This is a genomic window from Paenibacillus sp. FSL W7-1332 (genome assembly GCF_037969785.1).
Classification (GTDB): Bacteria; Bacillota; Bacilli; order Paenibacillales; family Paenibacillaceae; genus Paenibacillus_AQ.
In genome coordinates this window covers 1143691-1169427 of the sequence record NZ_CP150209.1, presented here as the reverse complement: position 1 = coordinate 1169427, position 25737 = coordinate 1143691, and the positions used below count along the sequence as shown (strand labels likewise).

At 48.2% G+C, this 25737-nt stretch carries 23 protein-coding genes; 5 read left to right on the top strand and 18 right to left on the bottom strand.

The genetic code is table 11. The annotated features are described in order from the left end of the window. The first annotated feature begins 5 nt into the window (after positions 1-5). The 5 genes from MKX98_RS05020 (at position 6) to MKX98_RS05000 (ending at position 3520) form a co-directional block, all read left to right on the top strand. Entirely contained in the window at positions 6-737 is a 732-nt protein-coding gene (locus MKX98_RS05020) for an ABC transporter permease (RefSeq protein WP_339221762.1), read from the top strand. 23 nt (positions 738-760) lie between these two features. Continuing rightward, on the top strand, positions 761-1111 hold the full coding sequence (locus tag MKX98_RS05015) for a YxeA family protein (protein ID WP_339221760.1): 351 nt from the start codon (positions 761-763) through the stop codon (positions 1109-1111). 440 nt (positions 1112-1551) lie between these two features. Next, positions 1552-2328, top strand: coding sequence for a stalk domain-containing protein (locus MKX98_RS05010; RefSeq protein ID WP_339221758.1), 777 nt, complete (start codon positions 1552-1554; stop codon positions 2326-2328). Between the two features lie 33 nt (positions 2329-2361). Further along, on the top strand, positions 2362-2943 hold the full coding sequence (locus tag MKX98_RS05005; RefSeq protein ID WP_339224316.1) for an N-acetylmuramoyl-L-alanine amidase: 582 nt from the start codon (positions 2362-2364) through the stop codon (positions 2941-2943). Between the two features lie 31 nt (positions 2944-2974). Beyond that, complete coding sequence (locus tag MKX98_RS05000) at positions 2975-3520, top strand: GerMN domain-containing protein (RefSeq protein ID WP_339221756.1); 546 nt, start codon at positions 2975-2977, stop codon at positions 3518-3520. A 143-nt stretch (positions 3521-3663) separates the two neighbouring features. Here MKX98_RS05000 and MKX98_RS04995 read toward each other — a convergent pair whose 3' ends face one another. The 18 genes from MKX98_RS04995 to purQ form a co-directional block, all read right to left on the bottom strand. Then, positions 3664-4419, bottom strand: a complete 756-nt coding sequence (locus MKX98_RS04995) for a (S)-benzoin forming benzil reductase (RefSeq protein WP_194540980.1) — start codon at positions 4417-4419, stop codon at positions 3664-3666. Between the two features lie 23 nt (positions 4420-4442). Then, entirely contained in the window at positions 4443-5129 is a 687-nt protein-coding gene (locus MKX98_RS04990; protein WP_339221754.1) for a TetR/AcrR family transcriptional regulator, read from the bottom strand. 228 nt (positions 5130-5357) lie between these two features. Then, on the bottom strand, positions 5358-7394 hold the full coding sequence (locus MKX98_RS04985) for a methyl-accepting chemotaxis protein (RefSeq protein ID WP_339221752.1): 2037 nt from the start codon (positions 7392-7394) through the stop codon (positions 5358-5360). A gap of 130 nt (positions 7395-7524) precedes the next feature. Continuing rightward, positions 7525-8367, bottom strand: coding sequence for a sugar ABC transporter permease (locus tag MKX98_RS04980; RefSeq protein ID WP_071221547.1), 843 nt, complete (start codon positions 8365-8367; stop codon positions 7525-7527). Then, positions 8367-9680: a sugar ABC transporter permease gene (locus tag MKX98_RS04975; RefSeq protein ID WP_113061542.1), complete on the bottom strand. Its 1314-nt coding sequence runs from the start codon at positions 9678-9680 to the stop codon at positions 8367-8369. The genes MKX98_RS04980 and MKX98_RS04975 overlap by 1 nt, the downstream gene beginning before the upstream one ends. Before the next feature lie 97 nt (positions 9681-9777). Further along, the gene (locus MKX98_RS04970) at positions 9778-11088 is read right to left on the bottom strand and encodes a maltose ABC transporter substrate-binding protein (RefSeq protein ID WP_194540976.1); all 1311 of its coding nucleotides are present in this window, start codon (positions 11086-11088) and stop codon (positions 9778-9780) included. A 584-nt stretch (positions 11089-11672) separates the two neighbouring features. After that, positions 11673-12407: an ABC transporter permease gene (locus MKX98_RS04965; RefSeq protein WP_194540975.1), complete on the bottom strand. Its 735-nt coding sequence runs from the start codon at positions 12405-12407 to the stop codon at positions 11673-11675. A gap of 14 nt (positions 12408-12421) precedes the next feature. After that, the gene (locus MKX98_RS04960) at positions 12422-13129 is read right to left on the bottom strand and encodes an ABC transporter permease (protein ID WP_194540974.1); all 708 of its coding nucleotides are present in this window, start codon (positions 13127-13129) and stop codon (positions 12422-12424) included. Continuing rightward, a complete protein-coding gene (locus MKX98_RS04955; RefSeq protein WP_339221747.1) occupies positions 13126-14046 on the bottom strand; it encodes an ABC transporter ATP-binding protein in 921 nt (306 codons plus the stop codon). The genes MKX98_RS04960 and MKX98_RS04955 overlap by 4 nt, the downstream gene beginning before the upstream one ends. A 91-nt stretch (positions 14047-14137) precedes the next feature. Beyond that, positions 14138-15208, bottom strand: a complete 1071-nt coding sequence (locus MKX98_RS04950) for a HAMP domain-containing sensor histidine kinase (protein ID WP_339221745.1) — start codon at positions 15206-15208, stop codon at positions 14138-14140. Further along, positions 15205-15921, bottom strand: coding sequence for a response regulator transcription factor (locus MKX98_RS04945; protein ID WP_339221744.1), 717 nt, complete (start codon positions 15919-15921; stop codon positions 15205-15207). The genes MKX98_RS04950 and MKX98_RS04945 overlap by 4 nt, the downstream gene beginning before the upstream one ends. A 424-nt stretch (positions 15922-16345) precedes the next feature. Further along, the gene (gene purD, locus MKX98_RS04940; protein ID WP_220686522.1) at positions 16346-17614 is read right to left on the bottom strand and encodes a phosphoribosylamine--glycine ligase; all 1269 of its coding nucleotides are present in this window, start codon (positions 17612-17614) and stop codon (positions 16346-16348) included. Between the two features lie 218 nt (positions 17615-17832). After that, positions 17833-19380, bottom strand: a complete 1548-nt coding sequence (gene purH, locus MKX98_RS04935) for a bifunctional phosphoribosylaminoimidazolecarboxamide formyltransferase/IMP cyclohydrolase (protein ID WP_339221742.1) — start codon at positions 19378-19380, stop codon at positions 17833-17835. A gap of 151 nt (positions 19381-19531) precedes the next feature. Beyond that, positions 19532-20143 carry a phosphoribosylglycinamide formyltransferase gene (gene purN / locus MKX98_RS04930; protein ID WP_071221557.1) on the bottom strand — a complete coding sequence of 204 codons (612 nt, stop codon included), beginning with the start codon at positions 20141-20143 and terminating at the stop codon, positions 19532-19534. Beyond that, a complete protein-coding gene (gene purM, locus MKX98_RS04925; RefSeq protein WP_194540968.1) occupies positions 20143-21183 on the bottom strand; it encodes a phosphoribosylformylglycinamidine cyclo-ligase in 1041 nt (346 codons plus the stop codon). Before purM ends, purN begins: the two co-directional genes overlap by 1 nt. A gap of 178 nt (positions 21184-21361) precedes the next feature. Further along, positions 21362-22840, bottom strand: a complete 1479-nt coding sequence (purF, locus tag MKX98_RS04920) for an amidophosphoribosyltransferase (protein ID WP_145039121.1) — start codon at positions 22838-22840, stop codon at positions 21362-21364. Continuing rightward, positions 22825-25068 carry a phosphoribosylformylglycinamidine synthase subunit PurL gene (gene purL / locus MKX98_RS04915; RefSeq protein ID WP_220686524.1) on the bottom strand — a complete coding sequence of 748 codons (2244 nt, stop codon included), beginning with the start codon at positions 25066-25068 and terminating at the stop codon, positions 22825-22827. The genes purF and purL overlap by 16 nt, the downstream gene beginning before the upstream one ends. After that, on the bottom strand, positions 25046-25735 hold the full coding sequence (purQ, locus tag MKX98_RS04910) for a phosphoribosylformylglycinamidine synthase subunit PurQ (RefSeq protein WP_100540297.1): 690 nt from the start codon (positions 25733-25735) through the stop codon (positions 25046-25048). The genes purL and purQ overlap by 23 nt, the downstream gene beginning before the upstream one ends. Positions 25736-25737: the final 2 nt, after the last annotated feature.

Here is a 25737-nt window from a genome sequence, read left to right as displayed (position 1 = left end):
TTTTTATGAAACGAAGTATTTCTGCTGAATGGATAAAACTGCGTCATTCTCGAATTGGCCTTATCATCGCGGTACTTCCAATTCTAAGTTTGTTGATTGGATGTGCGAATTATTATTTTAACCAGGACGCCCTGCAAAATGGTTGGTACAGCCTGTGGACCCAAGTCGCCCTATTCTACGGTGTGTTTTTCCTGCCTATTCTGATTTCCATCTGCTGTTCCTATATTGGTAGGCTGGAGCATTTAAACCGGAATTGGAATATGGTTATGACCTCTCCTGTTTCGATTGCCAGCGTGTTTCTTGCCAAATGGATGGTAGTCGGCATATTAATCTTGTTCGCACAAGTACTGTTCATGGGACTCTATTGGCTGGCAGGCACCTTATTCTCCTTACCCGGGCATTTCCCTGTAGAAACTATAGGTTGGATGATCCGTGGATGGTATGCGTGTATGTCCATAACTGCTCTACAATTGGGGCTTTCGCTGCGGATCCGCAGCTTTGCCACGCCGATCGGCATTAGTTTGTGCGCGGTCTTTATTGGTCTGGGTATGTATATTGCCAAGTTGGGAATATTTTTCCCGTTCTCGTTACTCAACATCGGGATGAGTGTGATGAGTCAAGATCCGTTAACAGGCATGCAGAACATTCTGTTTTGGATGACCAATTTGGCTTTCATTATCATTTTTTCATCGATGTCTATTCACCGGTTGAAGAATAAAGACATTGTATCATCCTGATTACGCTTAGGAGGATTTTTATATTGAAAAAAACAGTACAAGTCCTGGGGCTCATCATCGTGATTGGAGCATGCTTGTGGATGTTCTTCTGGGACTCGGAGAAGCTGACCCCTGAAAATTCTGCAGGAAAAAACATCTATTATACGATGGTAACCGGCCTCGGTATTCAAGATGACAATGGACGTTACAACTATGAGCTGATTTCATATAATGTGAAAGGAAATGAACGCAGGCTTGGGTTTTCGACCGGAAAGCAATTAAGAGAAGGAGCTTATGTACAGCTATATCACACGCTGCTTCGGGGGGTCACGCATTGGGAAGAGGTTGCCTTCGAGGAACTGCCTGAAGCGGTTCAGGGGCGATATCGACAATAATACGCATGAATCCAGTTTATTTGAAACTGCCTATAGGCAGTCTTTTAGCATTGAACGATCGTGTCCCGTTAGCTTAATTCATTACGTAATGCAGGCACATTACGGATTGCCAAAAATTTAATTTTTCACATAAGCTTCAACTGATATTTTCAAATTTTGGTACAGTTTCACAGGATAAATATGTATAATTGCAGAATGATGTCATAATTTAGTAGTTTGTACTTTCAGCTTTTGAACTAACTCGCGAGTCTTAGGAGGTGATTGGTTATCCCCGCTAACTTGATACCTTTCAATTTCATAACATCAGTTCTCTTATGAATCGGTTAGTTTAAGTATTAGGTTATTTTCCTGTGATTTCTTTTCATAGATGAAAACCGTATGGTAACCATGTCTTTCAGCTAGAAGTTTAGTAATTCCGTAAATTTAAACCGAGGTGTAAAATGAAGAAATCTATAATGATGCTACTGTTTACTGCACTGCTACTCTTTCTAAACCCTATGCACGCTCAAGCGGCTACAAATCAAACAAAAATATTTTTAGATGGCCAGGAGCTTGGGTTACCTAATTCTGTTGAAGTCGTTAATGTACGCAACAACATCATGATTCCAATTCGAGTAGTCGCTGAGAATTTAAAGTTCAATGTGAACTGGGACAAAAAAACACAAAATGTACATATTCAACAAGGTTCTAAAGCAATTTCATTGACTGTTGGAAAAAATGAGGCTTTAGTCGAAAACAACACTGTGACGCTCAACGTTGCTCCTCAAATGATTAAGAATACGGTTGTCGTACCCATGCGTTTTGTTAGTGAAGAAATGGGTCTGAGCGTTGGCTGGAATAACAAAGACAAGATTGTTACTCTATCTAGCAATACATCCCTTCCATCAGAGCCCTTTAATGAAAGTGGGATCGAAGCAACCACTAAGCAAATTCATGAAATAAACTATGCAAATAACCAACTGGTGGTTTCGTTAGACCATGAAGTTACTCCAGTCATAACTACTCTTCAAAACCCTGAACGAATCGTCGTGGATTTCCCATCTACCAACTTGGGAGATATGGGACAAGCACTCTCTAGCGGAGCCATGGAGAGGTTGGATACTAGTGAATCTCCAAATATTACCGATATACGTTATTCTCTTTTCAAAAATGACCCTGCTCAAGTTCGAATCGTGATTGAATTAAACAATGTTCGTTCGGTCAATTATGAGCAGTAGACCATCGCCGGCAAATTCATCCTTGATTTGAGTATGGTAAACGACCCTGCACCTGCAACTCCTGTCAACAGTGGCAAGAAAATAGTCGTTATTGATCCGGGACATGGTGGAAGTGATCCAGGTACAATAAGTTTCACGAAAAAACCTGAGAAGATTCTCACCCTTGCTTTAGGCCTTAAAGTTCAGGCTCTCTTGCAACAAGAACCTGGCATAGAAGTGATTATGACTCGTGAAACGGATATTTACCCTACACGATCGGAACGAGTTAAACTTGCTAATGATCTAAAGGCGGATGTGTTTGTTTCTATACACGGGAACAGCGTAAAGGCTGCTCCTCAAGTATCGGGAACCGAAACGTATTATTACCAACGTGAAAGTAGTAAAGAACTAGCAGACCTCATTCATAAAAATTTGATTAAGGCCTTGGGATTTCAAGATCGTGGTGTTAAGAACGGAAACTACCAGGTCATCCGGGAAACCACAATGTCTGCGGTTCTCTTGGAAGTCGGATTTTTAAGTAACAAATCTGAGGAGGAGGCCATGATGTCAGAAACCAATCAAAATAAAGCGGCACAGGCCATTGTTGATGGAATAAAAGAATATCTGACGTTATAAAACAACGATTATTTTAAGAGGATGTGCTTCTATGAAAAAAGGGATCTATTTTGCTATCGCAATTTGTGCCATAAGCATACTAGCGGTGGGGTGTGGTAGCAAGCCTACTTCTTCTGATCCAGTGCAGGGTTCTGACCCTGCAAGTACTGCACCCGTGCCATCAGCTAATCAGGACGAGGAGGGCGAACAATCTCAAGAAATTCAGGTTTTTTACGCGGACGGCCAACTATACAAACTAGAACAAAGTACGAAGAAAATTACTTTTGAGGATGACTCCGACAAATACAGTAAAACGTTTGCCGCCCTTAAAAGTAACGATCAAACTGAATTGATCTCATTGTGGAATAGTATTGATTTACTCTCATCAACGTTTAATCAAGGAAAATTGACACTTGATGTGCATATTCCGGATGAAGCAAGATTAGGTGCTGGAGGAGAACTTTTAGCCATCGATGCCCTGAAAGAAACATTTTTTCAGTTTGAAGAAATAAGCAGTATTGATCTGCTTGTTGACGGAGATGCAACTGAAAGCTTAATGGGTCATGTGGAATTAGAACATCCACTAATCCGTGAATAACGTCCACTCCATGAAAAAACAGCCGAATCTCTATTAGAGACGGCTGTTTTTCTTCACTCAATGGTTTAGTATGTAGTTGTCTGTCGTATACTGTGTGGCATTCATTTCCGAATATTAATTGTGTTTGTAGGCAATTATTTGGATCATTGATCAATGGTTTCAATAACAACAGCTTTACCAAAATCTTCGCTTAGCAGAATCTCGATTAATTTGTGCGCAGTGTATTCAGGCGTTTGTAATTTCCCTTCCTCAGAAAGTTGAATGAATTCATTAACATATGGGAAAAGATCATTACTTACGGATCGAATTTCCGATTGTAAATTGGTGTCGATCATACCTGGATATATAGCGACTACTTTTGCTGGATATGTCACGAGCTTTTGCTCGATGTCTATACTTTTAGTAAACGAGTCAAGGCCAGCTTTTGCAGTACTGTAACAGCTTTGTGACGGTAATAAAAATTTTGCAGATGCTGAGGATATATTTAGAATTCTTTTGTCCACATTCATATCTTTGCTACGTTTAAGATAGTTTGCGATTATTATCATTGGTGCTAATAGATTTAAATGGATGTTCTCTATTATTTTTTCAGTTTCTATCCGTTCAATTGGGCTCACTGGAGTCAACATGGCGGCATTATTGATAAGATAAATCCCCTCATCGTTGGAATAAAGCTCAATTTGACTGAAGATGTCTTCGAAAAGTTGATCAATCTCGCCAATGTTTGTTAAATCAAAATTAAAATAATCAATTTTGCAGTCTCTCTCCTTGGCTAGATCGATAATCCGTTGGTTCGTGGTTCTAGAGATGCATATAAGGTGGTGGTTCTTATCGATTAATTGATTAGCCAAAGATTCACCGATACCTCTTGATGTACCTGTAATAATAATATGTTTCAATTGGATCGCTCCTTATAAGCTAACTATGTATTTTCTCGAATCATAATTCGATTAACAGTCTCTTCCCAAATCATCTGATATTCCAAATCCATCTTCATCATTTTGCATCTAGACAAATTATCAATAAGCAGGGCGAGAATTTTAGAACTTACTTCGATTTTTGTAGGTTCAACTAGATCCCATTCGGCGCCTTTTGACAATAAATTATAAAAACCGTTGACAAAATCTTGTTGAACTTTCAATAAGGGAGCTCTAAATTGGTCATCACGCTCGGCTAGCATCGTGAACTCACTAAGCACTCTTAAGGTTGAACGATACTCTTCGCCATCGCTTGGCAGCATGTTTAAACCGCCTCTAATTATCGTCTCTATAAAATTGTCTTTATTAACGGATTCATTATCAAAGTAAGCAGCAAAATAATGATCTTTAAAAATATACTCAAAGGTTCGGCTAATCAACTCTTCTTTTGTTGCAAAATGGTAGTATATAGAGGATTTGGTTATGCCTACTTTTTTTGAAATCAACCCCAAACTCGTTCTCTCTATCCCATGCTCTGCAAACAGCTCATATGCTGCTTGGATGATATGACTTGATGTAATCTCTCTTTTCTTGATAACCCTCAGGCTCCCTTCATTTGAATTAATGCCATTATAAGGATTATAACAATGTACTGTCAATAATTTAACGACCGATCGTTTAAAAAAGTGCATTTATATAAATGGTACCCCCAATCAGTATGTCTGTCATTACTTTTTACAGCAGGTGATTTACGATGTTGTCCCCTTCTTCCACTTATACTGCAGAAGTCCCCTTTATCCCCGGATTTCAACCATAAATATGATTCCAATAGAAATCCGGGGGTAACAGGGATCGGAAGCATGATCCGCATGCGGAGTGCTGCATAAGCACATCATTTTCACGCAGCAATCGAAAACCATTTACGTCCTAAACATCACCAAAGATTTGCGCAAGCCCTCCGACAGCTCCTCCAAGCGTGAAGACAGGGCAACCAGCTTCTCGCTCACCTTGAACTGCTCGGATGACATCGAAGCGACCTCCTCCGTGGCGGCGCTGGTCTCTTGAACGATCGAGCTGGCCTCCGAGATCGAGTCGGTCAGGGTAAGCTGGGAACCGATCAGTACCTCTACCGACCGGGTCGATTCGCGGATCTCGGCCAAAAGGGCATCCATCTCGTAGCGTACATGATCGAATACGCCCTGGGCTTCCTGAACCGAATGCAGCTGCTCGTCAAAGAGCGGTGATGCCGACGTCAATGCATCAACGGAGCCTTGTACTTCAGAACGGATATCCTTGATCATCGCGCCTACGGTCTGGATCGATTCCTTGGAACGATCCGCCAAGCTGCGCACTTCATTGGCTACGACCATGAAGCCGCTGCCTGCCGCCCCGGCACGTGCCGCTTCAATCGTCGCGTTAATGGACAGCACGTTGGTTTGATGCGTGATCTCCGACATCAGCTCCAATATTTTGTGAATCGACGCGGTGTTCTCCTTCAGCTTCTCCGCATTCTGGACAATGGCCCGGTTCACCTGATTAATCCGCGTGGATTTCTCCACCAGATTGTCCATATGCCGTGCGCCCTCTCCCGTCACCTGAAGCACGCGATCAGCCGCGGCCTCCATCACTTGATTCGAATCCGATACCTTACTCATCTGAAAGCCAATGTTCTCAGCCAGCTGATTCTCCCGTTCGGCCTCCATCGCCAAGCTTGCGCTTCCCTGTGCAATCTGCTCCATGGCCGATGCAATTTCACCAGCCGTCAGCGAGGTTCCCTTCGATACTCCCGCCAGTTCCTCCGCCGTGGCCAGCACTTGCTTCGCGGAAGCATTCGTCTGATCGACCAGAGCCGAAATTTGCCCCATCATCCGGTTGAAGCTGTGGCCGAGTCGGCCAATTTCATCCGCACGCCGGAACTCGGTCCGAACCTTCAGATTTCCCTGCTCTCCCTCTTCCATCAGACGGCACATCTGATTCAGGGGGCGGCCGATGGAACGCATCATATAATAGCCTAGCAGTATCGCAACCAGAACCGCGGCCACAATAACCCCGAGCGTTACAACCAATAGCTTGTCCGTGGCTTGCACAAAATCGCTAACGGGAGCAAAGCCGACCATATGCCAAGGAGCCGTCTTCAGCGGGGTATACACCACCATCTGCTCGTCGGCGGTGTAATAAATCCCTCCGTCTTCGGCATCTTGAGGAACCGTGATGGCGGACGGCTGCATCAGCTGAGCCGAGTCCATGTCGTGTACGATCCGGTTATCCTCGGCAATGATTCGCATCCGGCCGTTGTTCCCTATTTTTAAATTGGCCAGCACCCCTCCGACCGCCTCTTCCTTGATATCGATCAACAGGATATACTGCGCATCCGGATTCTTCAGATTTTTCAGCAATCTCCCCATCGACATGGTGGCGGTTTTCTCGTTCTCCATAAAGCCTTGAACCTCGGTCGGAAACCATACCGGTTCGCCATCGGCCTGTATAATCCGGTCCATCTTCGCCTTCACGCTTTCTGCGGAAGACATTCCCGTTAAGCCCGTTGAGTTATAGGAGCTTTGAGCTTGAAGATTGGGCGCAACCAGGCGCATGCCCTGCAGACGTTTATCCGAAGAAGCCATCCCGTTCAATTTCTCCCGGATTCGGTTCTCGGCCTGCGTTTTGTCCCGAATGCCGATACCCGCCGTACTTACCGTAACGAGGTCCTCGCGAAGAACCGTATCCAGCGCCCATTGACGGGAAGCGGCTTCATATTGGGCCAGCAGGAAATCCAGCTTGTCCGCCGCCTGCATCATCTGTCCCGAAGTCGCTTCCGACACCTGATCCATCACCGTGTCTTTGGAGATGGAATACGATAATAACCCGAGCGCCGAAGATAACAGCACGATCGTGGTAAAAAAGATAACAAACAGCTTCATCCCAACCGCTTTGAATTGAAAACGTCTCATCATGTTCATATGTATATGTCCCCCTGCATCGCATGTTTGAATGCAAAAAGACACAGCTAGCGGTTACCGGCTGTGTCTCTTCGCTGTTCTCTCTATCTATCTGTCTTATGATGATTTCATACGATTAGCTATCCGTACCTTACCCTTTGCTTGCACCAGCCGTCATGCCATCGACCAGCAAACGCTGCAGGAAGACAAACAGCAAGGTGATCGGCAGTGCGATCAGCACGGATGCCGCCGCGAACAACGTAAAGTTACTGTCCTGGGTGGAGTTGACGAGATCCCATAGGCCGACGGCGAGCGTCCAGTTTTCTTTTGTCCGGAGCACGAGTCTCGCAAAGATAAAGTCTACCCATGGGCCAACGAACAGCGTCAAGCCCATATACGTGATCATTGGCTTCGACAACGGCAGAATGATTTTGCGGAATATCTGGAAGTTGGTAGCTCCGTCGATCTTCGCCGCTTCATCCAGACTTCGCGGTATCGTATCCAGGAAGCCTTTCATGATCAGGGTTCCGCCTAGCGGCGCCCCTGCCGCATACACGATAATCATCGCCGCATGCGTGTTCAGCAGATCCAGGGAGTTCAGCAGGATATACAGCGCGATCATACTCATGAAGCCCGGGAACATCCCCAGCACGAGAATGACCGATAGCGCATTTTGCCGACCTTTAAACCGGAATCGGGAGACCGCATAACTTGTGAGCAGGACAAGAATGGTCCCGATAATCATGGAGAATATCGCAATTTTCAACGTGTTCATGTACCATGTGCCAAACAGAAAGCTCTGGGACGTAAACAATTCTTTATAATGACTGAGCGTAAAAGATTCTGGAATCAAGGACTTGCTGTACAACGACTTTCCGGGACGGAAAGAGGCCAGAACAATCCAGAGCGCCGGGTAAATACAACCGATCGCAATGATGACAAGCGTGATGTAACTTGCCGTCAGGCGAATCGCATTTCTCATTTTAATTCCCATTATTGGATCATATCCTCCTCTTTAAAGGATCTGGTTCTGCGATAATTGTAAATCGAGAAGGTCGCAATAATCATGAAGATGATAATACCGATGGCCGATGCCATGCTGTACCGCTGCTGATCCAGCGTCAGTTTATAGAGCCAGGTTACCAGCAGGTCCGTCGCACCCGCGTACTGATAATCACCCACAACCGGATTACCGTTTGTCAGGAGGAAAATCAAGTTAAAGTTGTTAATGTTACCGGCAAATTGCGTAATCAGCACCGGTGCCGTCGAGAACAAAATCATCGGCAGGGTGATGATCTTGAATTTCTGGAATCCAGTCGCCCCGTCCACATCGGCCGCTTCATAAAGATCCTTCGGAATCGTAGTCAGGACACTCATAACGAGAAGCATGGATACCGGGATACCTACCCACATATTAACGATAATAACGGTCACTTTGGCCCAGACCGGATCGGTTAGCCATGGCAGGCCTTCCAAACCGAAATATCTTAAATACTGGTTGATCGGTCCGAATTGTCCGTTAAACATATTACGCATGACGAGCAAGGAAATCAGCTGCGGAATCGCATATGGAATGATCAGAATGACACGCCATACGCCTTTGAAACGAATTCCTTTTTGTTGAATAAGGAGTGCAACGAGCACACCGCCAAAATACGTCGTTACCGTTGCCAGCACTGCCCAGATGATCGTCCAGGTCAGGACGCCGAAAAAAGTATGGCTCCATGATTTCAATGCAACGAGATTGGTGAAGGTTTTGAAACCGACCCAGTCAACCAAATTTGCCGGCGGCAGATTGTTTGGAGCGGAATAGTTCGTAAACGCCAGCATGACCATGAAGATAATCGGCATGACCGTAAAAAACAAAATACCGATGGCCGGCAGCGTCAGGAAAGATTGCGCGAATTTCCATTCAAAAATATAGTAAAGGGTCTGTCTGAAGTTGTTGGGTTTTCCACCCTGTTCCCTTAGTTTTCCAGCGTTATATGCGTTTTTGATATTGGCATAATACCCAATAAGAAAAAGCGCAAACATAATCATGGTGATAAGCCCTTCAATCAGTAGATTGATGGAATGGTCACCTGCTACCATTTGGGTCAATCCGTTGACTTTCTCTAAATGGCTTCCCTGTTCCCCCAAAGTTGTCATTCCCCAGATGGCATCACCCAGGTTGTTGATGAAGTAATACAGACTGAATATACCTACGATAAGTAAAAGAACGCCTTTGATCCATTGCCGATTGTAAAGCTGACCCAGACCCATACAGATGGCTGATAATACGGCTGCTGTCGTACGATGTTGACGCATGCTCCCTCCATTCTCCTCTCCATATAATCGAGGAATCACCCGCCGGTTGTTCGGCGGGTGAACTTCTTCATCTATCTCGCATTATATAAGAACGTAATTACTCGCCAGCTCCACCACTGTTGAGATCTTTCACTTGACTTACAGCTTTATCAAGCGTTTCTTTCACGTCTTTGTTGTTATCCCAGATCTCAGCCAGTGCAGCGCCTACAGGAGACCATACGTTAGCCATTTCAGGAACGGATGGCATCGGTTGGGAAGATTTGAACTGCTCTGTGAATGCCGATACATACTCGTCATTCTTGATTTGATCATCTTGTTGAGCTTCGTTGTTAGTTGGAACCGATCCAACCAGTGCGCTCAGTTTCAATTGAGCTTCCTTGCTTGTCGCAAAGTCAGCAAACAAACGAGCGGCTTGCGGATATTTCGTGAACGAGCTTACGTACCAAGCTTTGATACCGGAGAACGATACAGCAGGCTGACCGCCGATGGTTGGGATTGGAGCAACGCCAAGCTTGTCGCCAAGCGCTTCTTTGTATCCGCCGAGCTCCCATGGTCCGTTAATGTCCATAGCCAGGTCGCCGGCCGTGAACAATCCGCGTTTGATATCAGGCGTAATGTCGCCGGATTTAACCGGAAGAATTTCTTTCAGGCTTGCATACACTTCCATACTCTTGACTGCGCCTTCGTTGTTGAGGCCGATATCGTTGACATCTGCGCCGCCGTTACCGAAGATGTAGCCGCCATTGGAAGCAAGGAATGGATATGCGAAGTACAGGTTGCCTGTTTCGAACATGATTCCATATTTGTTTTTGGATTTGTCTGTGAAGGTTTTGCTGAACTCAATAACTTCTTCCATCGTTGTTGGAACTTCTTTTACCAGGTCCTTGTTGTAATACATCAGGTATGTTTCAGCAGCGCGCGGGTATCCGTACAGAACGCCGTCATAGCTTACGCCTTGGATAGCGGCTTCCGAGTTGCTGCTCTTCGTTTTTTCTTCGAAGTAATCATTTGGCAGAACCAGGTTGGTAGCTACGGCCTTACCCAGGTTATCGTGAGGGAACAATACTACGTCAGCGCCCAATCCGGATGGTCCGTCTTGTTGAAGCTTGGTAACTTGGTCGGTTGGGGACAATTCTTCGATGGTTACTTCAACGCCGTATTTCTCGGTAAATTCTTTAGCAACCGCATCGGTGTAGGCTCTTTCGTCTCTACTTTCCCATACGATCAATTTAGCGCCTTCCTCCGGCTTAAGTTCCGGTGCTTCTGTATTTTCGGCCGGCGTCTCCTGGGCTGGTGGATTCTCAGCAGGTGCCTCAGCAGCGGGAGCAGGTGAATTTCCTCCGCACGCTGTAATGGAGAACGCCAACGTGAAGGTTGCAGCTAGCGTAAGTAGTTTCTTCATCTTCATTCCATGATTACCCCTCTCAATAAATGATCAGAAAATGTTGGAAATCTGCGCAAACGATTTCAGAAATTTTCAGCGTCTCTTTTTCTATGTAGCATCTGGCGAGATACTCAGGAAAAATCCCGTTGAGAAAGCGCTTCATTCACTGAAAACATCATACAACATTTATTATCGAATGTAAAAACGTTTGCACAGATCATTTTTACCCGTTTTAAGCATATAATCTCTTGTTACCTTCACTATTCGCTGTATTTCGTAAGTTTTCATAAAAATAGTTGTGCATATGCAGTGCAATTCAGTCATTCTACTCCCCAAATCGGACAAGAATGGCTGCAAAACGCTCCAATGTTGCACAAACGTTTGCGCAATAGTTGCGCTTCTTTCTTTCACTGATATATATACCATTGACGCCCTTAAAATTAGACGTCACCCCGGTTAGAAAGTAGCCCAGCCCCATCCTTATCTTTCATATGCGTTAATAAGCTTGATTATTCCGTGACCAGGGGGCCTTAGAATATAATAGACCCTGGTGTTTGCTGCACCAGGGCTAAAGAAACTTATTTATTATCAATATGCTAGCAAATGGGCTACAACCAATCTCTTTTTTCAACAAAACGCTTCCCCATTAACAAATATACGATACCTGTAAATAACACGATGAACCACAGGCTATAAGGTTCAACTCGCGGCGCGTAGAGCGCTGCCTGTGGCATCATGACATAGTAGGGAATCGTGAATGGAAGCCAAGCCCCAATGGCAGAATGAAAACCTGTCAGCACGATATTCGGCACCACATATCCCAGAGACATCGCCAGGGAGGCTCCAAAATTCCGAACTCTTATTGAAACGATAAGCTGTAAGGCAGCAAGAGGTAAAATACCGATCCATCCTCCGATAATGGAATAGAGTAACGTCTCCCACGGAATCTCACCAGGCGCTTCAACAAGATATCCCGTTGCTACATAACCGAGTAAAAAAACGACCTGCACCAGCCCCAAAATCCCAATGAGCATCATATATTTTGCATAGAAGAGCCTGTTGCGGGGGATCGGCATACTCATGACTATCTTCCAGCCCCCGTCCCGGTGCTCATATAAGCATAATAAGGAGGCTATAATTGCGCTGTACAAAGGATAGAAAAACATAGAGTGTAAATTAACGCTATGGATATAGAGCGTCAACCAGCTGGGCGGGAAAAATTCCTTTAAGCTCTCAAGCTGCATCGCTCCCATCGCTGAGTTAATCAGCGTGTCCAATACGATGAGCACTGTGATGACACTCCATTGAAGCTTGATTCCTTCAGCACGTATCAGCATTCTCATAATGGCAGCACCCCCTATTCAAATTCTCTTCTGGCAAACAGGAGAGCTCCCAGCACCGTCAGCATGAACCCTACTCCAAGTGAGATTCCTATCCACTGCATATGGCCAGGGATCAGCGGGCTGGATAGTGCCGGATACGACCAGGGAAGGATTTGAATGATAAGAGAATTGCTTCGCGCTAAAAACAAGCTGGTTATGGAGCCGAATATCCCGAGAGCCAGCGGTAAAGCCTGGTTCGAAAACACCGTGGACAGCCAGAGCTGAATAGCCATCATCGGCAATGTCGATAAGCAGGCGAACAGAGGCTGCAATATCATGATTCCCCAAGGTATCGGTTCATTCGAATACAGAACCCAAATCAGGCACATCCCCATGATCGTAATGATTGCGGCACATAACTGTAATACAAGGATCCATAAAAGTTTAGCCAGATACACAGACGCTTTGGGAACAGGCATCGCAAGCAGCTGCTTCCATGCCTTGGTTTCGTGCTCGGTACCGGCCATAATGCTGGCTAGAAGCGTAATCCCCAATAAAAAAACGAAAGACAAAAACATGTACATGACCGCAAAGCCGGCATAGATTCCACCTGGACCTTGACGAAAATAAAGATACCACTCCAAGGCCGTCATGCTGATCAGGATTATGCCCTGGATTACAGGCATCCACCGGCATAATAACTTAAGTTTTAATCCTTCTGCACGCATCAGCTCCAGCATCATAAGCTGTTCTCCTGACCGGTTAATTCCAGGAAGATTTCCTCAAGGGTTTTCTTCTTCTCCGTTACCCGGTAGACATCATACTGATGATTGACAAGGAAACGAATCATTTCGGCTGATTGCGGCCTGTCGATCATGGAGGTACGGATCTGACCTGTTGTTATTTCCGGCACCGCATCAAAGCCTTGACTATTCAGAGCTGCTGCTGCTTCCAGGGGCCGGTCCATCTCCACCCAGACATAAGGCTTACTGCGATCCGTTAATTCCTGCAGCGGTCCTTGGAAGATCAATTCCCCTTGATTAATAATTCCTACCCACGTTGCAACCTGCTCGATTTCACTCAGCAAATGGCTTGAAAGCAGTACAGTGATATCAAAATCGCGGGGAAGTCGTGTAATCAGCTCTCGAATTTCTTGAATTCCCGATGGATCAAGTCCATTTGTGGGCTCATCTAGAATCAACAATTTGGGATTTGTAATAAGCGCCATCGCGATCCCGAGCCGCTGTTTCATGCCAAGTGAATAACTCCTGACCGACTGATGAGTTGCATGATTTAGCCTCACCCATTCAAGAACCTCCTGGATCCTGGATTCCTGTATACCATGGATTAGCGCCATGATTTTCAAATTATTGTATCCTGAAAGATGAGCATAGTATGAAGGAGATTCCACGAGAGAACCCACATCTTTCAGAATATCCATTCGGTTCTTTTTCAGATCTTTGCCAAGTATACGAATCTCCCCGGATGACGAGCGGATGAGCCCTAGGAGCATCCGAATCGTTGTTGTCTTACCCGCTCCATTTGGCCCCAAAAATCCATAGACCTCCCGCTTGGGAACCTTCAAATTAATCTGCTTTACTGTTTCACGCTGCCCGAATTTGCGGGTCAGTTGATGTGTATCGATAGCATATTCCTTCATCTCTTATTCCTCCTGCTTGGCTTAACTAACATTTAAAGTTTAGCAATGGGAAATAAACAGGAGGTAAACATCTAATGAACGACAGGATAATTTAGGGGCTGATCGGCAATACAAATTCAACCCGGGTACCCTTACTATCCGCCGGTAGAATGCTCATCCGGCCAGAATGAGCTTCAACAAAGGCATTGGCTATAGCTATTCCTTTACCCGATTGATCTAAACCCTGTCTTAATACCGTATCCTCGATCCCGTTTCCATCATCCTCGATTACAATGAAACATTTGTTTTCTTTAATAGAGATATTGCATTTAACCTGGGTGCCGGACGGATTATGGATAACCGCATTCATTAATACATTTTGAAAGGCTCGTCCTAACAGATTTCTGTCAAAATCCATCAAGCAAACATCCTTTTCGGTAGTAAACATAAATGACGCATTCTCAGCTAACGGGTGGTTTGCGATATCTATCATCATATCGCGCAGAAAATTCACTATATCATCAGATTTTCTATTCATCGGGAACTGTTCGACTGACCACCGGCCTGTTTGGTTTAAATCATGAATTAGCTGCTTCATTTCCATGGTCTTGCCGCTGATCTGCCTGCTAAAATTCTGTTTCTCCTCATCGGTCCAATCATAATCGGCGGCTGAGAGCATATGAGCATAGCCTTCGATGTACGACAAAGGCGTCTTGAGATCATGGCTGATCGACGCAATCCATTCCTGCTTCTTGACTTCCATATTTAATCGCTCGGTCTCACTTTGCAGGAGTTGATTCGATAATTGCGTCATTCGATCAAATAATTCTTTATATAAGATATACGGATAACGATAGTTGTTATGAGGTAATGAGCCTTCGCTCGGCTGATGGAAATGTTCCTGCGGCTGGCTGTAATTTCTTTCGGATAATTGGTTGATCCAGCGTATTAAATAAGTAAGCGGTTTGCCCACGCACCAACCGAAAGCCATGAAAAAAATAGCCATTAACACGATGCCCGTAACAGCTAAAAAAGTCTTCATGGATATCGTGCCCCGGGGACTCATCCAATCCTGAAGATATATAAATATCACCGTGCATAAAATAAAACTCAGGACAAACATCATCATCAAAATAATGGTTATCTTGATAAAGCGAAAAGCCATTGTGACCATTGGATTCATTCTTTTTCCTTTCTTGGGGCCAGCATTTTGTAGCCAAGTCCACGAACGTTAACAATAAACCTTGGGTTTCTGGAATCAGGCTCCACCCTTTTTCGCAGTCTGAAAATATGGATTACAACCGTCTTCTCATCTCCAAGGTAGGGCTCCTTCCAGACCGATTCGTATAATTGACGCGTACTAAAAATACGGTTAGGATGTCGGCACAGAAATACAAGCAGCTCCCATTCACGTGCCGGGCACTCCACTTGCTTGCCATTTACGATCAGTTCCCCGGCTGCAAGATCCAGCCTAAAATAACCAAAATCCAATTGAGTTAATCGCGGCTGAGCCTCTTGTTCCCGCTGTGTTTTATATTTCAGACGAGCTTTGGTGCGGGCAACAACCTCCAACGGATTAAATGGTTTCGTAATATAATCGTCCCCGCCAATGCCAAACCCCATCAGCTTGTCCAAGTCAGCATCCCGGGCGGTAAGAAAAAGGATCGGCGTTTCGGTCATTTTGCGAATTTTTCGGCACACCTCGAAGCCGTCCTCATCCGGAAGCATGACATCCAGTATGATGACGTCCGGATTAAACTCCGTTAATGTTCGCACCGCTTCCTGCCCTGTGCCCACACTTCGAATATGCCGAAAGCCTTCCTTCTTCAACACGGTAGTCAACATATCGCATAAGCCTTGTTCATCATCTACAAGCAAAACCGAAATGTTATCCATAGCATTTTTCTCCATCTTTTCATATTTCAACAAACAGTTGCTTTTATTATATAACAGAGTCAACTCCCAAAGACTCAGAATATCTGTTGAAAGGTGCTGGGAATGGATCAACTCTATCCTTTCTTATTCATCCTATCTATGCAAAGTTAACATTAGGTAAACAGAAACTGAACAAAGCATAAATTAATACAAGGCATCATCGTGCAGCGTACGGCTATCTGCTCCTATTACGGACAGCGCCTATGGTCCCATTTCAGACAGACACATTTATGTTAGAGTTAAGTTTATGCAAAATAATCAACTGACCAAAGAGGTCTGAATAGACGTTAGGCCCGTGAATCCATTTATGAGTACAAACAAAAGGAGTCTTCTTCAAGAAGACTCCTTTTGTTTCAATTATATTTTATCAGTCAAAAAAATGACTCTACACAAGCGCCTTCAGCGCAATATCCGTCCGGTTCTGCTTGCCTTCAAACAAAATCGCTTCTGCACGCTCATACGCTTTCGCCCGTGCGGATGCGATATCTGCCCCTAATCCAACAACGCCGAGAACGCGTCCTCCATTCGTTCTCCACGTTCCGTCAGCATCGCGAGAGGTGCCCGCATGAAATACAATCGTTCCGTCCTGCTCGTTATCCAGCCCACTGATCGCTATCCCTTTCGGATACGATGCAGGATACCCGCCGGAAGCCAGGATGACGCATACCGCTGCCTCGTCACTCCACTCCAGTTCTAAATCAGCCAGGTTTCCGTTAACGGCAGCAAGGAATACCTCAAGCAGATCCGTCTTCAAGCGCGGCAATACGACCTGCGTTTCCGGATCGCCAAATCTGGCGTTGAACTCAATGGTCTTCGGTTTTCCGTCCGGCGTAATCATCAATCCGGCGAACAGAACGCCCCGGAACGGACGACCTTCCGCTACCATCGCTTTCGCTGTGGGCTTGATAATCGTCTCAATGGCCTCTTCAATGACAGATGACTGAATATGAGGCAATGGAGAATACGTTCCCATCCCACCTGTATTCGGTCCCAAATCTCCATCATAAGCCGGTTTATGATCCTGTGCCGCCGACATCGGCTTCACGGTTTCACCATCCACAAAGGCGAGGATCGACATTTCCTGGCCTTCCAGGAACTCCTCGATGACCACCCGGCTTCCCGCATCGCCAAACACCTTCGATTGCATAATGTCGCTGAGCGCCTGCTCGGCTTCCTCGATCGTCCGCGCAACGGTAACACCCTTGCCGGCTGCGAGCCCGTCCGCTTTCACGACGATCGGTGCGCCTTGCTGGCGCAAGTAAGCTAGCGCCTTCTCGTAATCGTCGAACTTCGCGTAGGCTGCCGTCGGAATGCCGTATTTATGGAGCAAGTCCTTCATAAAAGTTTTGCTGCCCTCAATTTCGGCTGCATTTTTGCGCGGACCGAATACCGGGATGCCTGTAGCGTCGAATGCATCTACGATGCCGTCAGCCAGCGGATCATCCGGACCGACAACAATGAGTCCCACCTGCTTCTCTACGGCGAATGCCGCCAGCTTCTCAAACTCCGATACCGCGATCGGCACGCACTCGGCCAGCTGTCCGATACCGGCGTTGCCGGGTGCGCAGTAAATCTTATCCGCTTTCGGGCTCTTTGCCAGTGCCCATACGATGGCATGCTCTCTTCCGCCGCCTCCGATAACCAAAATATCCATGGTTTACCCCTCCCGATTCATTTCAACTTTACCGTCAACATTTCATAACATGAATGATTTACAGGGCGAAGCGTGAGATCATCTTCACCTTCTGGTCCCCTTAAACTTAAAGGCGGCGCGCTCGAAAGAGCGGCGTCGCCTCTATATGTTGCTGATTGAAAGGTGATCTTCAACTGCAGCCTCATGGTTGCAGCAAAGCCCCTTTTTGTGCTCATGAATTAGTGTTTAAAATGCCGCACGCCAGTAAAGACCATGGCGATCCCGTATTCGTTGGCTGCCTTGATGGATTCCTCATCCTTAATGGAGCCGCCCGGCTGAATGATGGCGGTAATGCCGGCTTTCGCTGCAAGCTCCACGGTATCTCCCATCGGGAAGAACGCATCGGAAGCGAGTACGGCTCCCTTGGCTTTCTCTCCTGCCTGTTCCACCGCAATACGCGCCGAGCCGACACGGTTCATTTGGCCTGCGCCAACGCCAACGGTCATGTTGTCTGCAGCCAATACGATCGCATTAGATTTCACGTGCTTGACCACTTTCCAGCCGAAGAGCAGCTGCTTCAGCTCTTCTTCCGTTGGTTTCCGGTCCGTTGCAACTTTCAGATCAGCGGCGTCCAGGGAATGCACATCGCTTTCCTGTACGATCATGCCGCCTTCGATGGTTGTCACCGCAAGTGTGCTTTGGCGCTCCTTGGCCGAACCGAACTCGCCCATCTTCAGTAGACGGATATTTTTCTTTTTCGTGAGAATCTCCAGCGCCTCCGGTGTGAAATCCGGTGCCAGGATAATTTCAAGGAAAATATCCTTCAGCAGATCCGCCGTCGGAGCGTCAATTGTCCGGTTCGCCGCCACGATGCCGCCGAAGATGGATGTCGGATCAGCGTTGTAAGCTTTTTGGTAAGCTTCCAGCACATTTGTCCCGATGCCCACGCCGCAAGGGTTCATATGCTTCACGGCCACCACGGTTGGCTCGTCGAATTCCTTCACGATCTGCAGGGCTGCGTTCGCGTCATTGATATTGTTATAGGAGAGCTCTTTGCCGTGCAGCTGCTCCGCGGTCGTCAAAGTACCCGCTGGTGCCAGCGGTTTACGGTAAAATGCCGCTTTTTGATGCGGATTCTCGCCGTAACGAAGGTCCTGAATTTTCTCGTAGGTGACGCTAAAGCGCTCAGGAAGCGGATCGCCCGTTACATTCGACAAATAGTCAGAAATCAACGTATCGTAGGCCGCCGTATGACGGAAAACCTTGGCTGCAAGACGTTTGCGGGTTTCCAGCGTCGTGTCGCCGCCGTCACGGATTTCCTCGATCACGCTGCCATAATCCGCCGCATCGACAACCACGCTCACAAAAGCATGGTTTTTCGCAGCCGAACGCAGCATCGTCGGCCCGCCAATGTCGATATTTTCGATTGCATCCTCATACTCGACACCCGGCTTCGCGATCGTTTCCTGGAATGGGTACAGGTTCACCACGACCAGATCGATGTAATCGAGGCCCAGCTCCTGCATCTGACGCTGATGCTCCTCGCTGTCGCGAATGGCAAGCAGACCGCTGTGCACAGCTGGATGAAGGGTTTTGACGCGTCCGTCCAGAATCTCAGGGAATCCGGTCACATCGGAGATGCCGATGACAGGAACTCCTTCCTTGGCGAGGAGGTTCTTCGTTCCCCCTGTCGAAATGATCTCTACACCCAATGAAGACAACTCGCGGCAAAACTCCACGATGCCGGTTTTATCCGAAACGCTGACCAAAGCTCTTTTGATACCCACGTTCATACCCCCTATTATGAATGAAATTAACTAAGTAAGCCTGTCTTGATTCCGTAGATGCTGTCGAAGATCCATAATTGCAAATTATTTCCCGAGAAATATCGAACATGTCGATTCACCGAAAGACCTTGTCCGCTTTTATTACAAAAGCCTATTCGGTAATCGTCACATTCCGCCCGTTCAGCGAAATTCGCCCCTGGGCGAACCAGGAAACGACTTCAGAGTATAACTTCTGCTCCACGGCATGAATGCGTTCTGCCAGCACTTCTGCCGTTTCGCCTTCCTTGATCTCTACGGCTTTTTGAGCAATAACAGGTCCGGTATCCATGCCGCCATCCACAAAGTGAACCGTGACACCAGTCATCTTCACACCATAGTCCAGCGCTTGGCCAATCGCGTCTTTTCCTGGAAAAGCAGGCAGCAGCGATGGATGAATGTTGATGATCCGGCCGCTATAGAACTCGACAAAGGACGGACTCAATAACCGCATATATCCTGCAAGTACAATCAATTCGACACCGCGCTGCTGAAGCTCTACCGCAATTTCACGTTCGTAATCTTCCTTCGAGGCATAATCCTTCGGCTGAAAGGCGAATACATCCACATTCGCCGCTTGAGCCAGCTCCACGACGGGAGCCTGTGGCTTATCGCATACCAGGATGCTGATCACGCCGCCCAGGGCCCCCCTGTGCTGCGTATCTACCAAAGCCTGAAAGTTACTGCCCCTGCCGGAAGCGAAAACCGCAATCCGAAACGGCCTCATTACACCTCAGCTCCCGTAAAGGTTACGATGCGCTCGCCTTCGGTGACCCGGCCGATCACATAAGCCTCTTCGCCTGCGGAGCGGAGGTATTGAAGCACTCCGTCTGCATCCTGTTCTTTGACGACAAGCACCATGCCGATTCCCATATTAAATGTCGTAAACATATCCTTGTTCGAAATGCTGCCTTTTTCCTGCATTAGCTTAAAGATCGGCAGAATCGGCCAAGAGCCGTATTCGATGTCGACATTGACGCCATCCGGCAGCATACGCGGAATATTCTCGATGAATCCGCCGCCCGTGATATGCGCCATACCCTTTACTTCGATCTCTTTCAACAGTCCGAGCAGCGGCTTCACATAAATCTTGGTCGGAGCGAGCAGTACGTCGCCAAGACGTCCGCCCAGTTCCGGAAGCTCTTGCTGCAGAGAGTAGCCTGCGTCCTCCAGAAGCAGCTTGCGAACAAGCGAGAAGCCGTTACTGTGCACACCGCTGGATGCTAGACCAATCACCGCGTCGCCTGCCGCGATATTCGACCCGTTGATCATTTTGCTTTTGTCGACAATGCCTACGGTGAAGCCCGCGATGTCATACTCGCCTTCACTGTACATGCCCGGCATCTCTGCCGTTTCCCCGCCGATCAGGGAACATCCCGCTTGGTTGCATCCGTCGGCGATCCCTTTGACAATGGATTCGATTTTGGACGGAATGACCTTATCACAAGCTAAATAGTCGAGAAAAAAGAGCGGTTCTGCGCCTTGCACCACAATATCGTTCACGCACATCGCTACCGCATCAATGCCGATGGTATCATGTTGGTCCATCGCGAATGCGAGCTTCAGCTTTGTGCCGACGCCATCCGTGCCTGAGACGAGTACCGGCTCTTCATATTGGTCTTTATTCAGCTTGAACAGTGCGCCAAAACCCCCGAGGTCGGTCATGACTTCCGGTCTGAAAGTCGTTTTGACATGCTTTTTCATACGCTCTACCGCTTCATTGCCTGCAGCGATATCCACGCCTGCTTGTTTGTAAGTATCCGACACGCGCTCAACACTCCTTTTTCGTTATGACGAAAGTATCTGTTCACACATCATTTATGGGCTTAATCAATAACCAGCTTAAAGAGGTTGTTCAAACCAACCTTCTCGGTGCTGAAAACCGACCTTTTTGAACACGCATTTAATGGGTGTATCCGAGAAAAAATGGCTGTCCACTGCAGAATCAGCAGCTGCAGCCCATCTTCTCTTCCCCGTTAAAATCAATCTGCGTCGGGTAATCATTATCAAAGCATGCCATGCACAAGCCGCCTTTAGGGCTGTGCTCATCATAACCGCCAATGGCGGATATAAGTCCCTCCGGGCTCAGGAACGATAAGGAATCCGCGTTGATCTCCCGGCAGATTTCCTCGACGCTTTTCTCGGAAGCGATGAGCTCTCTGCGGTCCGGCGTATCGATGCCGTAGAAGCAAGGGTTCTTGAATGGCGGCGACGTAATCCGCACATGCACTTCGGTCGCGCCCGCTTCGCGAAGCAAATTAACGATCCGGCGGGACGTGGTTCCACGTACGATGGAGTCATCGATCATGACCACCCGTTTGCCTTCGACCACGCGCCGTACCGCGCTCAGCTTCATCTTCACGCCCTGTTCGCGCAGCTCCTGGCTCGGCTGAATGAACGTCCGGCCCGTATATTTATTCTTGATCAATCCCAGCTCGTAAGGAATGCCCGTTTGCTCGGCATAACCGATAGCGGCCGAGATGCTGGAATCCGGTACGCCTGTAACCACATCGGCATCCACGAACGATTCCAGGGCCATCTTGCTGCCCATCCGTTTACGGGCCGAATGCAGATTGGAGCCGTTCAGATCGCTGTCCGGACGGGAGAAATAAATATATTCCATCGCGCACAACGCTTTGCGTCCCGCTTCCGTATACCGTTCTTCCCGAAGCCCGTTCCGATCGAGAATCAGCAGCTCTCCGGGAGCAACATCGCGGATCGCTTCCGCCCCGATGACTTCAAGCGCGCAGGTCTCCGAAGTGAAGATATACGCATCGCCCAGACGACCCATCGTGAGCGGACGGAGTCCGTTCGGGTCCGAGGCGACGAGCAGCTTGTCATTGGTCATGAGCAGAAAGGCGAACCCGCCCACCAAGCGCTGCAAGGCATCCTTGGCAGCCTCGACAAAATCCTTCGGCGAACGCGCGATCAGATGCGCAATGACTTCCGTATCGCTGGTCGTCTGGAATATGGAGCCCTCCATCTCCAGCTCGCGCCGAAGCTTCGGCTCGTTGACGATGTTGCCGTTCGTAGCAATCGCCAGATTGCCCTCGCGATATTTAAAGACGAGCGGCTGCGCATTCGTCAGTCTGCTGTCCCCGCTGGTCGAGTAACGGACATGCCCGATCGACATGCTGCCCTGCAGCGATTCCAGCTTGTCTTTATCAAACACTTCTTTTACAAGTCCCATCCCGCGGTGATAATTGAAATTCTCGCCGTCGGCTACGCAGATTCCTGCGCTTTCTTCGCCGCGGTGCTGGAGGGCGTGAAGCCCGTAATAGGAAAGGGAGGCGGCATCGGGATGCCCAAACACCCCGAATACGCCGCACTCTTCTTTTAATGTATCAAAAATATCGCTCTGACCTGTTCCCTCATTGTAGTAATCCCCTGTCCACAGTCCTTCGGGTATCAGTTCATGAGACATGGAATGGCATCCTCCCAGACGGATTTCAAAGCCTCCACGGATTCTTCCAGCGCAGAAGCACCGTTAATGTTAATGCTAAGCTTATTCCCGCCGACTACGCCAAGCGCGGTAAATGGAACGCCCGCTTCTTGCAGGAGCTTCTCCAGCGCGTTCTTATGATCAGGAGACACCGACAGCACGATCCGGGATTGGCTCTCGCTAAAGAGCGCTACGTCGTTACGCAGATCGGTTGACCATTGCACGCTCGCCCCAACGTTGCCGCTGATGCAGCTCTCCGCCAGCGCGGCTGCAAGTCCCCCTTCCGACACGTCATGCGCGGATTGTACCAGACCGGATTGGATGGCCTTCAGTACGCCGCCGAGCAATTTCTTCTCGGTATCCAGGTTCAGTTCCGGTGGTCTGCCTTCCGATACTCCATGCATGATCGCTTGGAACTCGCTGCCGCCCAGTTCCGCACGGGTATCACCCAGAACGTAGATGGCATCGCCTTCCGCCTTGAAGCCTTGTGTCGTAATATGATCCGTATCATGGATCAGGCCGACCATGCCGACAACCGGCGTCGGATAAATCGCGCCTTTGGCATTCTCGTTGTAGAGACTCACATTTCCGCCGATGACCGGCGTTTCAAGCTCACGACAAGCTTCCGCCATGCCGTCCACGGCTTTTTCCATCTGCCAGAAAATTTCCGGCTTCTCCGGGCTTCCGAAGTTCAGGTTATCCGTAATCGCCAGCGGCTCGGCGCCGGAGCACACGATATTGCGCGCTGCTTCGCTGACCGCGATTCTGCCGCCAAGCTCAGGGTCGAGGTAGACGTAACGTCCGTTACAATCCGTTGTCATCGCCAGGGCTTTGCGCGTTCCCGGCACCGTTACGACAGCAGCATCCGAACCCGGACGAACGGCCGTGCTGGTGCGAACCATATAATCGTATTGGTTGTATACCCATGCTTTGCTTGCAAGGCTTGGCGAACCGAGCACCTTCTTGAGGGCACCGCCCAAATCCTTCACTTCTTCATAACGAAGCATATCCACCGCAGCCTGCTCTTGGTAATAAGCCGGTTCTTGGGATGGTTTGTTGTAGATCGGGCATTCGTCTACGAGCGCTTTAACCGGCATGTCGCCTACCACCTCACCGTGGTGGATCAGCTTCAGGCGGCCATCGTCCGTCACTTTGCCGACTTTGGCGCAGATAACGCCCCAGCGTTCGAAGATTTCTCGGGCTTGCTCCTCATGCTTCGGCTCAACCACGAACAGCATCCGTTCCTGGGACTCCGACAGCATCATTTCATAAGGCGTCATGCCTTCTTCGCGCTGAGGCACTTGGTCCAGGTACAGCTCAAGACCGTTGCCTGCTTTACTTGCCATTTCCGCGCTGGAGCAAGTCAATCCAGCCGCGCCCATATCCTGAATGCCCAGCACAATGCCGGAATCAATCAGCTCGAGGCAGGACTCCATCACGAGTTTCTCCATGAACGGATCGCCGACCTGAACGGCCGTGCGGTTCGCTTCGGATTCCTCCGTCAGCTCAACGGAAGCGAAGGTTGCGCCGTGGATGCCATCGCGGCCAGTTGGAGGCCCGACATAAAAGACCGGATTGCCTACCCCTTTTGCAACGCCGCGCTGAATCTTATCATGGTCGATAACGCCGACGCACATCGCATTGACCAGAGGATTGCCTTCATAACTTTCGTCGAATACAACCTCGCCGCCTACCGTCGGGATCCCGATGCAGTTGCCGTAACCGGCAATGCCGGATACCACGTGCTCAAACAAATATTTAACGCGATCGCTCTCCAGCTTGCCGAAACGAAGCGAGTTAAGAATCGCTACCGGTCTTGCCCCCATGGAGAAAATATCGCGGATAATGCCGCCAACGCCCGTGGCTGCGCCTTGATAAGGCTCTACAGCGGACGGATGGTTATGGCTTTCGATTTTGAATACAACCGCTTGGTTGTCGCCGATATCAACGATCCCGGCGCCCTCGCCCGGTCCCATTAGGACGCGCGGGCCGCTTGTCGGGAAACGACGAAGCAGCGGCTTGGAATTTTTGTAGGCGCAATGCTCGGACCACATGACACTGAATACGCCGATTTCCGTGTAATTCGGCTTGCGTCCCATGAAGGAACAGATCAGCTCATACTCGCTGTCCGAAACTCCCATTTGCTTGTAAATCTGATGCTCTGCGATCTGTTCTGCTGTCGGTTCCTTAACGGACGTTTGCTGCGCCATGAGTATCCCTCCATGCCTGTAATATGGATGTAAACATTGCTTTACCGTCATCCGAGCCGAGCAGGCTGCTGACCGCGCGCTCCGGATGCGGCATCATGCCGATTACGTTGCCCCGCTCATTGCAGATGCCTGCGATATCCTCGATCGAGCCGTTCGGATTGTTTTGATACGTAAATACGATTTGCCGGTTGTCCCGGAGCTTTTGAAGTGTTTCTTCATCACAGTAATAGTTGCCCTCGCCATGCGCGATCGGAATGACAATCTCTTGCCCCTCCGCGTAATCTCGCGTAAACGGCGTTGTATTATTGTTCACTTTGAGCACCGTGTCATGACAGCGGAATTTCATCGAATCGTTGCGGCGCAGAGCTCCGGGAAGGAGTCCGGCTTCCGTCAAAATCTGAAATCCGTTGCAGATGCCAAGAATATACTTGCCCTCTTCCGCCGCCTTCGCCACTTCGCTCATAACCGGGGCGAATCGGGAAATCGCACCACACCGGAGATAATCTCCATAAGAGAATCCGCCGGGTACCAAAATGCAATCATATGGAGAAAGGTCCGTAGCCGTATGCCACACATAATCCACCGGCTGACCAATCGTCTCTTCTACCGCCTTATAACAGTCAATATCACAATTGGAACCAGGAAAGACCAGCACTGCAAATCTCATTG

What these genes read in the sequence shown, in the direction of transcription:
- MKX98_RS05020 (WP_339221762.1), top strand. Translation starts at nt 6, where the DNA reads ATGAAACGAAGTATTTCTGCTGAATGGATAAAACTGCGTCATTCTCGA.
- MKX98_RS05010 (WP_339221758.1), top strand. Translation starts at nt 1,552, where the DNA reads ATGAAGAAATCTATAATGATGCTACTGTTTACTGCACTGCTACTCTTT.
- MKX98_RS05005 (WP_339224316.1), top strand. Translation starts at nt 2,362, where the DNA reads ATGGTAAACGACCCTGCACCTGCAACTCCTGTCAACAGTGGCAAGAAA.
- MKX98_RS05000 (WP_339221756.1), top strand. Translation starts at nt 2,975, where the DNA reads ATGAAAAAAGGGATCTATTTTGCTATCGCAATTTGTGCCATAAGCATA.
- MKX98_RS04990 (WP_339221754.1), bottom strand. Translation starts at nt 5,129, where the DNA reads ATGCACTTTTTTAAACGATCGGTCGTTAAATTATTGACAGTACATTGT.
- MKX98_RS04985 (WP_339221752.1), bottom strand. Translation starts at nt 7,394, where the DNA reads ATGAACATGATGAGACGTTTTCAATTCAAAGCGGTTGGGATGAAGCTG.
- MKX98_RS04980 (WP_071221547.1), bottom strand. Translation starts at nt 8,367, where the DNA reads ATGGGAATTAAAATGAGAAATGCGATTCGCCTGACGGCAAGTTACATC.
- MKX98_RS04975 (WP_113061542.1), bottom strand. Translation starts at nt 9,680, where the DNA reads ATGCGTCAACATCGTACGACAGCAGCCGTATTATCAGCCATCTGTATG.
- MKX98_RS04970 (WP_194540976.1), bottom strand. Translation starts at nt 11,088, where the DNA reads ATGAAGATGAAGAAACTACTTACGCTAGCTGCAACCTTCACGTTGGCG.
- MKX98_RS04965 (WP_194540975.1), bottom strand. Translation starts at nt 12,407, where the DNA reads ATGAGAATGCTGATACGTGCTGAAGGAATCAAGCTTCAATGGAGTGTC.
- MKX98_RS04960 (WP_194540974.1), bottom strand. Translation starts at nt 13,129, where the DNA reads ATGATGCTGGAGCTGATGCGTGCAGAAGGATTAAAACTTAAGTTATTA.
- MKX98_RS04955 (WP_339221747.1), bottom strand. Translation starts at nt 14,046, where the DNA reads ATGAAGGAATATGCTATCGATACACATCAACTGACCCGCAAATTCGGG.
- MKX98_RS04950 (WP_339221745.1), bottom strand. Translation starts at nt 15,208, where the DNA reads ATGAATCCAATGGTCACAATGGCTTTTCGCTTTATCAAGATAACCATT.
- MKX98_RS04945 (WP_339221744.1), bottom strand. Translation starts at nt 15,921, where the DNA reads ATGGATAACATTTCGGTTTTGCTTGTAGATGATGAACAAGGCTTATGC.
- purD (WP_220686522.1), bottom strand. Translation starts at nt 17,614, where the DNA reads ATGGATATTTTGGTTATCGGAGGCGGCGGAAGAGAGCATGCCATCGTA.
- purN (WP_071221557.1), bottom strand. Translation starts at nt 20,143, where the DNA reads ATGAGGCCGTTTCGGATTGCGGTTTTCGCTTCCGGCAGGGGCAGTAAC.
- purF (WP_145039121.1), bottom strand. Translation starts at nt 22,840, where the DNA reads ATGTCTCATGAACTGATACCCGAAGGACTGTGGACAGGGGATTACTAC.
- purL (WP_220686524.1), bottom strand. Translation starts at nt 25,068, where the DNA reads ATGGCGCAGCAAACGTCCGTTAAGGAACCGACAGCAGAACAGATCGCA.
- purQ (WP_100540297.1), bottom strand. Translation starts at nt 25,735, where the DNA reads ATGAGATTTGCAGTGCTGGTCTTTCCTGGTTCCAATTGTGATATTGAC.